General features: G+C 58.3%; 10 protein-coding genes. 1 reads left to right on the forward strand and 9 read right to left on the reverse strand.

From position 1 onward, the window contains the following. Window positions 1-227: 227 nt before the first annotated feature. The 9 genes from sucD to sdhC all read right to left on the reverse strand — a co-directional run bounded on the left by sucD (window position 228) and on the right by sdhC (window position 11588). On the reverse strand, window positions 228-1112 hold the full coding sequence (gene sucD, locus ACV8MC_RS25225; RefSeq protein ID WP_016773680.1) for a succinate--CoA ligase subunit alpha: 885 nt from the start codon (window positions 1110-1112) through the stop codon (window positions 228-230). Next, window positions 1112-2278 (reverse strand): ADP-forming succinate--CoA ligase subunit beta, encoded by a 1167-nt coding sequence (sucC, locus tag ACV8MC_RS25230; protein ID WP_016773679.1) that lies wholly within the window; start codon window positions 2276-2278, stop codon window positions 1112-1114. The genes sucD and sucC overlap by 1 nt, the downstream gene beginning before the upstream one ends. 182 nt (window positions 2279-2460) lie before the next feature. Next, window positions 2461-3897: a dihydrolipoyl dehydrogenase gene (gene lpdA, locus ACV8MC_RS25235; protein WP_016773678.1), complete on the reverse strand. Its 1437-nt coding sequence runs from the start codon at window positions 3895-3897 to the stop codon at window positions 2461-2463. 108 nt (window positions 3898-4005) lie between these two features. Continuing rightward, entirely contained in the window at window positions 4006-5232 is a 1227-nt protein-coding gene (odhB, locus tag ACV8MC_RS25240; RefSeq protein ID WP_024012151.1) for a 2-oxoglutarate dehydrogenase complex dihydrolipoyllysine-residue succinyltransferase, read from the reverse strand. 44 nt (window positions 5233-5276) lie between these two features. Next, window positions 5277-8108, reverse strand: coding sequence for a 2-oxoglutarate dehydrogenase E1 component (locus ACV8MC_RS25245; protein WP_041479560.1), 2832 nt, complete (start codon window positions 8106-8108; stop codon window positions 5277-5279). Between the two features lie 251 nt (window positions 8109-8359). Beyond that, complete coding sequence (locus ACV8MC_RS25250) at window positions 8360-9064, reverse strand: succinate dehydrogenase iron-sulfur subunit (RefSeq protein WP_016773675.1); 705 nt, start codon at window positions 9062-9064, stop codon at window positions 8360-8362. Window positions 9065-9075: 11 nt separating this feature from the next. Next, a complete protein-coding gene (gene sdhA / locus ACV8MC_RS25255; protein ID WP_024012149.1) occupies window positions 9076-10848 on the reverse strand; it encodes a succinate dehydrogenase flavoprotein subunit in 1773 nt (590 codons plus the stop codon). Between the two features lie 3 nt (window positions 10849-10851). Next, the gene (gene sdhD / locus ACV8MC_RS25260) at window positions 10852-11220 is read right to left on the reverse strand and encodes a succinate dehydrogenase, hydrophobic membrane anchor protein (RefSeq protein WP_008049683.1); all 369 of its coding nucleotides are present in this window, start codon (window positions 11218-11220) and stop codon (window positions 10852-10854) included. Next, window positions 11214-11588, reverse strand: a complete 375-nt coding sequence (sdhC, locus tag ACV8MC_RS25265) for a succinate dehydrogenase, cytochrome b556 subunit (RefSeq protein ID WP_016773673.1) — start codon at window positions 11586-11588, stop codon at window positions 11214-11216. Before sdhC ends, sdhD begins: the two co-directional genes overlap by 7 nt. A 363-nt stretch (window positions 11589-11951) precedes the next feature. Here sdhC and gltA point away from each other — a divergent pair, with 363 nt between their 5' ends. Then, window positions 11952-13241 (forward strand): citrate synthase, encoded by a 1290-nt coding sequence (gene gltA, locus ACV8MC_RS25270; protein ID WP_003222994.1) that lies wholly within the window; start codon window positions 11952-11954, stop codon window positions 13239-13241. Window positions 13242-13825 lie beyond the last annotated feature (584 nt).

A 13825-nucleotide genomic window follows, 5' to 3' on the forward strand; every position in this document is an offset into this window, starting at 1 on the left:
ACGAACCTGTGGCGAGGGGATTTATCCCCGTTGGACTGCGCAGCAGTCCCAAAGAATCCGAGCTGGAACTGCCTGACTGATCATGGTCGCTAGCATGGGGGCCGCTTCGCAGCCCAGCGGGGATAAATCCCCTCGCCACTACAGCTCTCAAAATTCTCATACGCCAGGAACGACAAAGGCCACCCGAAGGTGGCCTTTGTTGCTGGAGCTAAAAAGTCAGCCGAAGCTTACTTCTTCACTTCCCAGCCAGTCAGCTCGGCCAGGGCCTTGCCGATGTCTGCCAGCGAACGCACGGTTTTTACGCCTGCGTCTTGCAGCGCAGCGAATTTCTCGTCTGCAGTGCCTTTGCCGCCAGAGATGATTGCGCCAGCATGGCCCATGCGCTTGCCCGGAGGAGCAGTCACACCAGCGATGTAGGAAACAACCGGCTTGGTCACGTTAGCCTTGATGTAGGCAGCCGCTTCTTCTTCAGCCGAACCGCCGATCTCGCCGATCATCACGATCGCCTCGGTCTTCGGGTCTTCCTGGAACAGCTTCAGGATGTCGATGAAGTTCGAGCCCGGGATCGGGTCACCACCGATGCCGACGCAAGTCGACTGACCGAAACCGGCGTCAGTGGTCTGCTTCACAGCTTCGTAGGTCAGGGTGCCGGAACGGGAAACGATACCGACCTTGCCTGGCAAGTGAATGTGACCTGGCATGATGCCGATCTTGCATTCGCCTGGGGTGATCACGCCTGGGCAGTTAGGGCCGATCAGGACTACGCCCAGCTCGTCGCACTTAACTTTGGCGTCCAGCATGTCCAGGGTAGGAATGCCTTCGGTGATGCAGACGATCAGCTTGATGCCGCCGAATGCCGCTTCCAGGATCGAGTCCTTGCAGAACGGAGCCGGAACGTAGATCACGCTGGCGGTAGCGCCAGTGGCAGCTACTGCGTCTTTTACGGTGTTGAACACTGGCAGACCCAGGTGCTCGGTGCCGCCCTTGCCCGGAGTTACGCCACCAACCATCTTGGTGCCGTATTCGATGGCTTGCTGGGTGTGGAAACTACCTTGCGAACCGGTAATACCCTGGCAGATAACTTTGGTGTCTTTATTGATCAGGACGCTCATTATTTGCCCTCCGCAGCTTTGACAACTTGTTGAGCAGCGTCGGTCAGGCTGGTAGCAGCGATGATGTTCAAACCGCTTTCTGCCAGTACTTTAGCGCCCAGCTCAGCGTTGTTGCCTTCAAGGCGAACAACAACCGGGATTTTCACGCCGACTTCTTTCACGGCGCCGATGATGCCTTCGGCAATCATGTCGCAGCGAACGATGCCGCCGAAGATGTTGACCAGTACTGCCGCGACGTTCTGGTCGGACAGGATGATCTTGAACGCTTCAGTAACGCGTTCCTTGGTAGCGCCACCACCTACGTCGAGGAAGTTGGCCGGCTTGCCGCCATGCAGGTTGACGATGTCCATGGTGCCCATGGCCAGACCGGCACCGTTGACCATGCAACCGATGTTGCCTTCCAGCGCTACGTAGTTCAGTTCGAACTTGGCAGCGTGCGCTTCGCGCGGATCGTCCTGCGACGGATCGTGGAAAGCCTTCAGCTTAGGCTGACGATACATGGCGTTGGCGTCGATGTTGATCTTCGCGTCGAGGCAGTGCAGATCGCCGTCAGCCTTGATCACCAGCGGGTTTACTTCCAGCAGAGCCAGGTCGTGGTCTTTGAACAGCTTGGCCAGACCTACGAAGATCTTGGCGAACTGAGTGACCTGCTTGCCTTCCAGACCCAGCTGGAATGCCAGCTCGCGACCCTGGGATGGCTGAGCGCCAACCAGTGGATCGATAGTGGCCTTGAGAATTTTTTCTGGAGTGTCGTGAGCGATTTTCTCGATGTCCACGCCACCTTCGGTGGAAGCCATGAACACGATGCGACGGCTCGAACGGTCAACGACAGCGCCCAGGTACAGCTCTTTAGCGATATCAGTGCACGATTCAACCAGGATCTTGGTGACTGGCTGGCCATTGGCGTCAGTCTGGTAAGTCACCAGACGCTTGCCCAGCCACTGCTGTGCGAAGGCTTTGGCGTCTTCTTTGCTGCGAACCAGCTTTACGCCGCCCGCTTTACCGCGACCACCGGCGTGAACCTGGGCTTTGACGACCCACTCGTTGCCGCCGATTTTGTCGCAAGCTTCTGCTGCTGCTTCCGGGGTGTCTACTGCGTAACCAGTGGAAACTGGCAGGCCGTATTCAGCGAACAGCTGCTTACCCTGATACTCGTGAAGATTCATGCTTTTTACCGTCTTCGTTAGGTACTGCGCATTCGGCGCTGCGCTCGTTTGAGTGCCGCGCCACCTGTGACTGCTGCTTGCGTAGCTGGGCTACGCAAGACTGCGTCCGGCGGACATTCCGCGGTGAGTCTTGCTCGCAAGGCTCACGACGGGCCGTTGCCGCCGTGGTTTCTTATTATGTCTTAACGCTTCTTGCGGTTGGCAATGTGAATGGCGCCGCCATTCACTGCCAGAGCAGCTTCGTGCAAGGCTTCGGACAGGGTCGGATGGGAGAAAACCATCATGCCCAGGTCTTCAGCGCTGGTGCCGAACTCCATACCGATCGCGCCCTGCTGAACCAGTTCTGCAGCGCTCGGGCCAATCACGTGCACGCCCAATACGCGGTCGGTCTTGGCATCGGCGATGACCTTGACGAAACCACCGGTATCGTTGGCAGCCATGGCACGGCCGGAAGCGGCGAACGGGAAGGTGCCGACGTTGACTTCAACGCCTTCGGCCTTCAGCGCCTGCTCGGTTTTGCCAACCCACGCGATTTCCGGGTGAGTATAAATAACCGAAGGGATCAAATCATAGTTCATCTGAGCCTTGTGGCCCTTGATGCGCTCGACAACCATGATGCCTTCTTCCGAAGCCTTGTGGGCCAGCATCATGCCGCGAACCACGTCACCGATGGCGAAGACGCCCGGTACAGCTGTGACGCAATGGTCATCGACCGCGATGAAACCGCGCTCGTCGATTTCCACGCCGCAGTCGGCAGACAGCAGATCAGTGGTCACCGGACGGCGACCAACGGCTACGATCAGCTTGTCGAAAGTGATGGTCTGTTCGCCGTTGGCATCGGTGTAGTTGACGACGACTTCTTCGCCGTTGACTTTCGAACCGGTAACGCGAGCGCCCAGCTTGATGTCCAGACCCTGTTTGGTCAGGGTTTTCAGCGCTTCCTTGGAAACAGCGGTGTCCGCTGCCATCAGGAAAGTGTCCAGTGCTTCGAGCACAGTCACTTCTGCACCCAGACGCGACCATACCGAACCCAGTTCCAGACCGATCACGCCAGCGCCGATCACGCCCAGACGTTTAGGTACGGACTGGAATTCCAGAGCGCCAGTCGAATCGACGATGACTTTCTGGTCAACCGGAGCCGGTGGAATGTCGATCGGACGCGAACCTGGCGCGAGAATGACGTTTTCCGCTTCGATGACTTCAACCGAACCGTCCGGCTTGGTGACTTCGACTTTCTTGCCGGCCAGCAGCTTGCCGTGGCCCTGGATCGAAGTAACGCCGTTGGCCTTGAACAGGGTGGCAACGCCGCCGGTCAGGTTCTTGACGATGCCAGCCTTGCGGCCAACCATCGCAGCGACGTCCATTTTGACTTCGCCGGTCGAGATACCGTGAACGTTGAAGCTCTCTTTGGCTTCCTTGTATTTCCACGAGCTGTCGAGCAGCGCCTTGGAAGGAATGCAACCTACGTTCAGGCAGGTACCGCCCAGGGCTTGCTTGCCCTCTGCGTCGGTGTACTTCTCGATGCAGGCAGTGGTCAGGCCCAACTGAGCAGCCTTGATGGCCGCTACATAGCCACCAGGGCCGGCACCGATCACTACTACGTCAAATTTCTGCGACATTCAAAAAATCCTCTTTAGCAATAAAGCTACAAGCCGCAAGCTTCAAGCTGCAAGCCCACCCGCTCGCCTTGAGCTTGAGGCTTGTAGCTGAAAGCTTGCAGCTGCTTTTTAGATATCCAGCAACAGACGAGCCGGATCTTCCAGCAGGTTCTTGATGGTCACCAGGAAGGTCACAGCTTCTTTGCCATCGATCAGGCGGTGATCGTAGGACAGAGCCAGGTACATCATCGGACGGATCACGACCTGACCGTTGATGGCCATCGGACGCTGGATGATGTTGTGCATGCCCAGAATCGCTGCCTGCGGCGGGTTGACGATCGGCGTCGACATCATCGAACCGAAGGTACCACCGTTGGTGATGGTGAAGGTACCACCGGTCATCTCGTCCATCGACAGTTTGCCGTCACGGGCTTTCTTGCCAAATGTTGCGATGCCGCCTTCGATTTCAGCCAGGCTCATCAGCTCGGCGTTACGCAGAACCGGTACCACCAGGCCACGGTCGCTGGAAACGGCAACGCCGATGTCCGCATAGCCGTGGTAAACGATGTCGCCGCCGTCGATCGACGCGTTGACAGCCGGGAAGCGTTTCAGCGCTTCGGTGGCCGCTTTCACGAAGAACGACATGAAGCCCAGGCGTACGCCGTTGTGGGACTTCTCGAACAGGTCCTTGTACTTCGAACGCAGCGCCATGACTTCGGTCATGTCGACTTCGTTGAACGTGGTCAGCATCGCCATGTTCGACTGGGCTTCAACCAGACGCTTGGCCACGGTGGCACGTACGCGAGTCATCGGTACGCGCTTCTCGATGCGGTCGCCGGCAGCGAACACAGGCGCAGCAGCCGAAGGAGCAGCAGCCTTGGCAGGCGCGGCAGCCGGAGCGGCTTTCTTGGCAGCAACCGCTGCTACCACGTCTTCCTTGGTCACACGACCGCCCTTGCCGGTGCCGGCAACGGAAGCGATGTTGATGCCGTTTTCTTCAGCCAGCTTGCGCGCGGCAGGAGCGGCGATCGGGTCATCTTCGCCATCGGCAGCAGCTGGTGCGGCAGCGGCAGTAGCGGCCGGAGCAGCAGCGGCGGCAGGAGCGGCAGCAGCAGCGCCGCCCTCTTCGATCGAGCCCAGGACCTGGTTCGACAGAACGGTAGCGCCCTCTTCGGCAACGATTGCGCCCAGCACGCCGTCTGCTTCAGCCAACACTTCGAGCACGACTTTGTCGGTTTCGATGTCGACGATCAGGTCGTCACGCTTGACGGCCTCACCTGGTTTCTTGTGCCAGGTGGCAACGGTGCCATCGGCAACCGATTCCGGGAATGACGGGGCTTTGATTTCGATAGCCATTATCTGTGGGTCCTTAAAATTCGGTTTCAGTCAGCGCGAAGGCGTTAAACAGTGAAAGCATCTTGCAGCAGTTTTTCCTGCTGCTCGGCGTGCATCGATGCGTAACCACAAGCTGGCGCAGCCGAAGCCTCACGGCCCGCGTACTCAAGTACGAGAGTCTTGTCGAGGTTGGCGATGCTGCGACGCAAGTGATGCTGGCTGCAGTACCAGGCACCCTGGTTCATCGGCTCTTCCTGACACCAAACGGCGTGTTTGACGTTGGTGTATGGAGCCAGGACTTCTTTCAAGTCGTCCTCAGGGAACGGATACAGCTGCTCGATACGCACGATGGCGATATCTTCGCGGCCTTCGGCACGGCGTTTTTCCAGCAGGTCGTAGTAGACCTTGCCGCTGCACAGAACCACGCGCTCGACCTTTTTCGGGTCCAGTGCATCGATTTCCGGGATCACGGTCTGGAACGAACCTTCGGCCAGATCTTCCAGCGTCGAGATGGCCAGTTTGTGGCGCAGCAGCGACTTCGGCGTCAGCACGACCAGCGGCTTGCGCAGCGGACGGATCACCTGACGACGCAGCAAGTGGTAGATCTGCGCTGGCGTGGTCGGCATGCACACCTGAATGTTGTGCTCGGCGCACAGCTGCAGGTAACGCTCAAGACGTGCCGAGCTGTGCTCAGGGCCCTGGCCTTCGTAACCGTGTGGCAGCAGCATGGTCAGACCGCAGAGACGGCCCCACTTGTGCTCGCCGCTGGTGATGAACTGGTCGATCACGACCTGAGCACCGTTGGCGAAGTCGCCGAACTGGGCTTCCCAGATCACCAGCGCGTTTGGCGTGGTGGTCGAGTAACCGTATTCGAATGCCAGTACCGCTTCTTCCGAGAGGAACGAGTCGTACAGGTCGAAACGTGGCTGACCGTCGTACAGGTTCTGCAGCGGAATGTAGGTGCCCGCGTCTTTCTGGTTGTGCAACACAGCGTGACGGTGCGAGAACGTACCGCGGCCGATGTCCTGACCGGTCATGCGGATCGGGTGACCTTCGAACGCGAGGGTCGCGTACGCCATGGTTTCAGCGTAACCCCAGTTGATCGGCAGGCCGCCGGCTTGCATCTTCTGACGGTCTTCGTAGATCTTCGCGACCTGGCGCTGAACAACGAAGCCTTCCGGAATTTCCAGCAGCTTGGCGGACAGCTCTTGCAGGGTCTTGAGATCGAAACGCGTGTCGTGACGCGCAGTCCAGGCGTGGCCCAGGTACGGACGCCAGTCGACGAACAGCTCTTTGTTCGGCTCTTTGACCAGCGATTTCACTACGTGCAGACCGTTGTCCAGCGCGTTGCGGTATTCGTCGACCTTGGCCTGAACGCGTTCAGCGTCAAGCACACCGGCCTGAGTCAGGCGATCAGCGTACAGCTCACGGGTGGTGCGCTGCTTGGTGATCTGCTGATACATCAGTGGCTGGGTGCCGCTTGGCTCGTCGGCCTCGTTGTGGCCGCGACGACGGTAGCAGACCAGATCGATCACCACGTCACGCTTGAACTGCATGCGGTAGTCGATGGCCAGCTGGGTCACGAACAGCACGGCTTCCGGATCATCACCATTCACATGGAGGATCGGCGCCTGGATCATCTTGGCAACGTCGGTGGCGTACTCGGTGGAGCGCGAGTCCAGCGGGTTGCTGATGGTGAAACCAACCTGGTTGTTGATCACGATGTGCACGGTACCGCCGGTCTTGAAACCGCGGGTCTGCGACATCTGGAAGGTTTCCATGACCACGCCCTGACCGGCGAATGCCGCGTCACCGTGGATGGAGATCGGCAGAACTTTCTCACCGGTCAGGTCGTTGCGACGGTCCTGACGGGCGCGCACCGAACCTTCGACCACCGGGGAAACGATTTCCAGGTGGGACGGGTTGAACGCCATGGCGAGGTGAACTTCACCTCCGGTGGTCATCACGTTGGACGAGAAGCCCTGGTGGTATTTAACGTCACCGGAACCCAGCTCGACCTTCTTCTTGCCTTCGAACTCGTCGAACAGCTCGCGCGGGTTCTTGCCGAAGGTGTTGACCAGTACGTTCAGACGGCCACGGTGGGCCATGCCGATGACGACTTCCTTGGTGCCGTACGAGCCGGAACGCTGGATCAGTTCGTCGAGCATCGGAATCAGGCTTTCGCCGCCTTCCAGACCGAAACGCTTGGTGCCCGGGTATTTGGTGCCGAGGTATTTTTCCAGGCCTTCACCGGCAGTCACGCGCTCAAGCAGGTGGCTCTTGATGTCGGCGGAGTACGTCGGACGGCCACGCACGCTTTCCAGACGCTGCTGGAACCACTGGCGCTGCTCGGAATCGGTGATGTGCGTGAACTCAGCGCCGATGGTGCGGCAATATGTCTGCTGCAACGCTTCGTGAATTTCGCGTAGGCTCGCTTCCTCTTTGCCGATGAACAGGTCGCCGGCACGGAAGGTCGTATCAAGATCGGCATTGGTCAAGCCGTAATGATTGATCGACAGGTCTGCAGGTGCAGGACGCTGCCACAGCCCCAGCGGGTCAAGCTGGGCTGCCTGGTGGCCACGCATACGGTAGGCCTGGATCAATCGCAGCACTTCAACTTGCTTCTTCTCGTGCTCACTGCTCACGCTGCCGGCGGAAACCGGTTGGGCGCGGCGCTGGTTCTTTGCCAGCAGCACGAAATGATCGCGAATCGTCGAGTGCGAAACATCAGTGGCAGAGTTGCCGTCGGCTGGCAACTTCTGAAAGTAGGTGCGCCACTCTTCTGGCACAGCGTTAGGGTCGTGCAGGTAGAGCTCATAAAGCTCTTCCACATAGGCAGCGTTTCCACCTGAAAGGTAGGCGCTGTTCCACATGCGCTGCATCACGCTTTCTTGCATGCTTGGTCACCCTCGGTTAGGGGAACACCATCGGTGTCGACACCGAGCAAACTTGCAGAAGTCCGAATGCAGCGACTAAAACAAGCCACCTAGGATCACACTGATAGTCCGGGTACCAGCCCGGATGCCCCTGCTTGTCTCATTTCTTCAAAAGAAGAGCTGCAGCTTATGGCTACGGCTCTGGTTATAGCCATGACGCGGGTTGAAGCCCGCGCCACAGCCTCTACGGTACAACGGTTACAGCAGCTGAATCACACGCCGCTCGAAAGCAGCATGTTACGGATGTGACCGATGGCCTTAGTCGGGTTCAGGCCTTTCGGACATACGTTGACGCAGTTCATGATGCCCCGGCAGCGGAAAACGCTGAACGGGTCGTCAAGTGAAGCCAGACGCTCGCTGGTCTTGGTGTCGCGACTGTCTGCCAGGAAGCGGTAGGCTTGCAGCAGCGCAGCAGGACCCAGGAACTTGTCCGGGTTCCACCAGAAGGACGGGCAAGAGGTCGAGCAGCAGGCGCACAGGATGCACTCGTACAGACCGTCGAGCTTTTCGCGCTCTTCTGGCGACTGCAGACGCTCGATGGCCGGAGCCGGCGTGTCGTTCTGCAGGTAAGGCTTCACCTTCTCGTATTGCTTGTAGAAGATGCTCATATCGACAACCAGGTCACGGATAACCGGCAAACCTGGCAGCGGACGAACGATCAGTTTGTTGCCTTTTACAACGGCAGACAGCGGCGTGATGCAGGCCAGACCGTTCTTGCCGTTGATGTTCATGCCGTCGGAGCCGCAGACGCCTTCACGGCAGGAGCGACGATAGGAGAAACCTTCGTCCTGCTCTTTGATCAGGGCCAGCACGTCCAGCACCATCAGGTCTTTACCACCGGTATCGACCTGGAAATCCTGCATGAACGGCGCGGCGTCCTGATCAGGGTTGTAGCGATAAACACTGACTTGCAACATGGCGGTCACCCTTAATAAGTCCGGACTTTAGGTTCGAAAGTCGGAACAGTCTTCGGCGAGAAGTTCACGGCACGCTTGGTGACGCGCTTGTCACCCGGGAAGTACAGGGTGTGGCACAGCCAGTTTTCGTCATCACGGTCTTCGAAGTCTTCACGGGCGTGAGCGCCGCGGGACTCTTTACGTACTTCGGCCGCGATGGCGGTAGCTTCAGCCACTTCCAGCAGGTTCTGCAGTTCCAGCGCTTCGATACGTGCAGTGTTGAACGCTTGCGACTTGTCGTTGATCTTCACGTTGGCGATACGCTTGCGCAGATCGGCCAGCTGAGCGATGCCCTTCTGCATGTATTCGCCGGTACGGAATACACCGAAGTAGTTCTGCATGCAGCTTTGCAGCTCGCGACGCAGGGTGGCAACGTCTTCACCGTCGGTACGGTTGTTCAGCGCGTTCAGACGCGACAGTGCAGCTTCGATGTCGGACTCGGTAGCGTCGTCGTATTCGATGCCATCGGTCAACGCCTTTTCCAGGTGCAGGCCGGCAGCGCGACCGAAGACCACCAGGTCGAGCAGCGAGTTGCCGCCCAGACGGTTCGCACCGTGTACCGATACGCAAGCCACTTCGCCTACCGCGAACAGGCCAGGGATGATCTGGTCCTGACCTTCGGCGTTCTGGGTGATCGCCTGGCCATGAATGTTGGTGGCAACGCCGCCCATCATGTAGTGGCAGGTCGGCACAACCGGAACCGGAGCAACGACCGGGTCAACGTGGGCGAAAGTCTTCGACAGTTCGCAGATGCCTGGCAGACGGCTGTGCAGCACTTCCTCGCCCAGGTGGTCGAGCTTGAGCATTACGTGGTCGCCATTCGGACCGCAACCGTTGCCGGCGATGATTTCCTTGACCATCGAACGGGCAACCACGTCACGACCTGCAAGGTCCTTCGCGTTCGGAGCATAACGCTCCATGAAACGCTCGCCGTGCTTGTTGATCAGGTAACCACCTTCACCACGGCAACCTTCGGTAACCAGTACACCGGCGCCGGCGATGCCGGTCGGGTGGAACTGCCACATTTCGATGTCTTGTACCGGCACGCCAGCACGCAGAGCCATGCCGACGCCGTCACCGGTGTTGATCAGGGCGTTGGTGGTGGACGCGTAGATACGGCCTGCACCGCCAGTGGCCAGAACCGTGGCCTTGGCACGAATGTAGGAGGTTTCGCCGGTTTCGATGCAGATCGCGATCACACCAACGAATTCGCCTTCCTGGTTTTTCACCAGATCAACAGCGTAGTACTCGTTGAGGAACGTAGTGCCGGCTTTCAGGTTGCCCTGATAAAGGGTGTGCAGCAGCGCGTGACCGGTACGGTCGGATGCAGCGCAGGTACGTGCAGCCTGACCGCCCTTGCCGTAATCCTTGGACTGGCCACCGAATGGACGCTGGTAGATGCGGCCTTGCTCGGTACGCGAGAACGGCAGACCCATGTGGTCCAGCTCGAAAACAGCGGCAGGGCCTTCCTGACACATGTATTCGATAGCGTCCTGGTCACCGATGTAGTCGGAACCCTTGACGGTATCGTACATGTGCCAGCGCCAGTCATCGTTCGGGTCGGCGGAAGCGATGGCGCACGTGATGCCGCCCTGTGCGGACACGGTGTGCGAACGGGTCGGGAAAACCTTGGTGATCACCGCAGTCTTGTGGCCGCCCTGTGCCAGCTGCAGCGCAGCGCGCATGCCGGCACCGCCACCACCAATAATGATGGCGTCGAAAGAAATCGTTGGAATGTTAGCCATGAATCAGATACCCCAGAGAATCTGCACACCCCAGACGAAGTAAGCGAACATCGCAACGCCGCATACTGCCTGGAAAAGGAAACGTATCGCCGTTGCGGACTTGCCGAACGCCATTGGCGTCAGGTAGTCGGTCGCGATGGTCCACATGCCGACCCAGGCGTGAGCGCCCAGAGCAACAAGGGCCAGCAGGCTGAAAATACGCATTCCGTTGTGAGCGAACAGTTCATGCCACTGGGCATACTCGAGGCCAGGGTTGGCGACGATGTATCCGATCAGAAAGATGAAGTAAGCCGCGAGAACGACCGCAGACACACGCTGTGCCATCCAGTCATAGAGGCCCGAACGCGACAGGTTAGTGACGTTAGTTACCATATCCAGACTCCTGCCAGAACGATTACCACCACGGAAACGGCGATAACGATTTTCGAGCCCAGTTTGCCGCCTTCCAGCGTCTCACCGATGCCCATGTCCATGATCAAGTGGCGCACACCGGCTACCAGGTGATACAGCAGAGCGGACAGGATGCCCCAAATCACTAGCTTGGCTAGCGGACTGGTCAGACACGCTTTCACCTGACCGAAGCCTTCCTCGGAGCTCAGCGACTTGTCCAATGCGTAAAGCATGATGGCAAGGCACACGAAGAGGATGACACCGGAGATACGGTGAAGAATGGACGTGTAAGCAGTGACTGGGAGTTTGATGGTCCTTAGGTCTAGGTTTACAGGTCGTTGGCTTTTCACGGCTTTTTTTTCACACTGAAGAGCCCCTAACAATCAGGGCAAAGTTGTTGGGGAGTGCACTGGTCAGGTAACCACCACCCAGGGATGCGACCCCCAATGAAAGCAAGCCCAAAAGCCCTTGGCGGTCGGTGGCCGAGTATAGACAGTTAGGCTACTAATGACAACGCGTTCACCTACCCCCAATAGCGGATTGCACAAGTTGCATAAAAGGCGTAAATGGCAGGCAATTTCGAGGAAAAAGTCGGCTTAAAGCCTTCTGGAGCAAGACTTTAGGCAAATTGACATTCGAATTTATCTCACTATAGTGGTGCGGGCCCTGCGTGGGGGGTCTGTCTGATGGTTCAAGCATAAATAGGAGGCCACATGGCTGACAAAAAAGCGCAGTTGATCATCGAGGGCGCAGCCCCCGTCGAGCTGCCCATTTTAACCGGCACCGTTGGTCCCGATGTAATCGATGTTCGGGGCCTGACGGCCACGGGCCGCTTCACTTTCGACCCGGGTTTCATGTCGACCGCTTCGTGCGAATCGAAAATTACCTATATCGACGGCGACAACGGCATTTTGTTGCACCGCGGCTACCCGATCGAACAGCTGGCTGAAAAGTCGGACTACCTGGAAACCTGCTACCTGCTGCTCAACGGCGAATTGCCGACCGCAGAACAGAAGGCCCAGTTCGTCAGCACCGTGAAGAACCACACCATGGTTCACGAGCAGCTGAAAACCTTCTTCAACGGTTTCCGTCGCGACGCCCACCCGATGGCCGTCATGTGCGGTGTAGTCGGCGCCCTCTCGGCCTTCTACCACGACTCCCTGGACATCAATAACCCGCAGCATCGCGAAATTTCCGCGATCCGTCTGGTTGCGAAGATGCCGACCCTGGCAGCGATGGTTTACAAGTACTCCATGGGCCAACCCATGATGTACCCGCGCAACGATCTGACTTACGCGGAAAACTTCCTGCACATGATGTTCAACACCCCGTGCGAGATCAAACCGATCAGCCCGGTACTCGCCAAGGCCATGGACCGGATCTTCATCCTTCACGCCGACCACGAGCAGAACGCTTCGACCTCCACCGTGCGTCTGGCCGGCTCTTCGGGTGCCAACCCGTTCGCCTGCATCGCCGCCGGTATCGCCGCACTGTGGGGTCCTGCCCACGGCGGTGCGAACGAAGCCGTGCTGACCATGCTCGACGAGATTGGCGATGTGTCGAACATCGACAAGTTCATCGCCAAAGCCAAGGACAAGAACGATCCGTTCAAGTTGATGGGCTTCGGTCACCGCGTCTACAAGAACCGCGACCCTCGCGCGACTGTCATGAAGCAGACCTGCGACGAAGTGCTGAAGGAACTGGGCATCAACAACGATCCGCAACTCGAACTGGCCATGCGCCTGGAAGAGATCGCGTTGACCGACCCGTACTTCATCGAGCGCTCGCTGTACCCGAACGTCGACTTCTACTCGGGGATCATCCTCAAGGCGATCGGCATTCCGACCAGCATGTTCACGGTGATTTTCGCCCTGGCGCGTACTGTGGGCTGGATTTCGCACTGGAAAGAAATGCTTTCGAGCCCGTACAAGATTGGCCGTCCGCGCCAGCTGTACACCGGTTACGAGTCGCGTGACATTACCAAGCTGGAAGATCGCAAATAAGGTTTTTCTTTTTTGTGATGGTTTAGTGGTGTGTCAGGAACGGCCTCTTATATTGAGGCCGTTTTTGTTTGTGGTTTCAGCGGCCTTCGGGCCGACTGGTTTTTGGATTTTGGGGGCATATCCGTTGCTGCGGGTGCTGCCGCTGGCGGTTTCGCTCTTACAGCGAGTCACCTTTTCCAAACGCCAAAAAGGTAACCCAAAAGGCTTTGCTCCGGCGTACGGCCCGCTCGCTGGGGCTCGGGGTACCTTCGTTACGGGACCGATCCGGTAACGAAGCCTGCCGAAAGGGCAAAAGATCAAAAGCAAAGGCCAAAGCCAGATCAAGAGCCCCTCACCCTAGCCCTCTCCCAGAGGGAGAGGGGACTGACCGAGGTGTTTGGGCGAAACACGCCGACTTGCGATACCGAGTCGAATGCAGGTTTTGAACACCACACAAATCGGCTCCCTCTCCCTCGGGAGAGGGCTGGGGTGAGGGGCGAATCCACCGAAAATCTCAAGCCATGCGACGCTTCTAACCACTCAACAATGAGCGCAAGCTCGAGTGCTCTTGATCTTGATCCACCGGCGACGTCGGAAGGCTGAGT

It is taken from the genome of Pseudomonas sp. PK-RTE-24, from assembly GCF_054052265.1.

Bases quoted from the DNA above. Each gene is read 5' to 3' on its own strand.
- ACV8MC_RS25250 (WP_016773675.1), bottom strand. From the start codon at position 9,064: ATGTTGCAAGTCAGTGTTTATCGCTACAACCCTGATCAGGACGCCGCG.
- sucC (WP_016773679.1), bottom strand. From the start codon at position 2,278: ATGAATCTTCACGAGTATCAGGGTAAGCAGCTGTTCGCTGAATACGGC.
- sucD (WP_016773680.1), bottom strand. From the start codon at position 1,112: ATGAGCGTCCTGATCAATAAAGACACCAAAGTTATCTGCCAGGGTATT.
- lpdA (WP_016773678.1), bottom strand. From the start codon at position 3,897: ATGTCGCAGAAATTTGACGTAGTAGTGATCGGTGCCGGCCCTGGTGGC.
- gltA (WP_003222994.1), top strand. From the start codon at position 11,952: ATGGCTGACAAAAAAGCGCAGTTGATCATCGAGGGCGCAGCCCCCGTC.
- odhB (WP_024012151.1), bottom strand. From the start codon at position 5,232: ATGGCTATCGAAATCAAAGCCCCGTCATTCCCGGAATCGGTTGCCGAT.
- sdhD (WP_008049683.1), bottom strand. From the start codon at position 11,220: ATGGTAACTAACGTCACTAACCTGTCGCGTTCGGGCCTCTATGACTGG.
- sdhA (WP_024012149.1), bottom strand. From the start codon at position 10,848: ATGGCTAACATTCCAACGATTTCTTTCGACGCCATCATTATTGGTGGT.
- ACV8MC_RS25245 (WP_041479560.1), bottom strand. From the start codon at position 8,108: ATGCAAGAAAGCGTGATGCAGCGCATGTGGAACAGCGCCTACCTTTCA.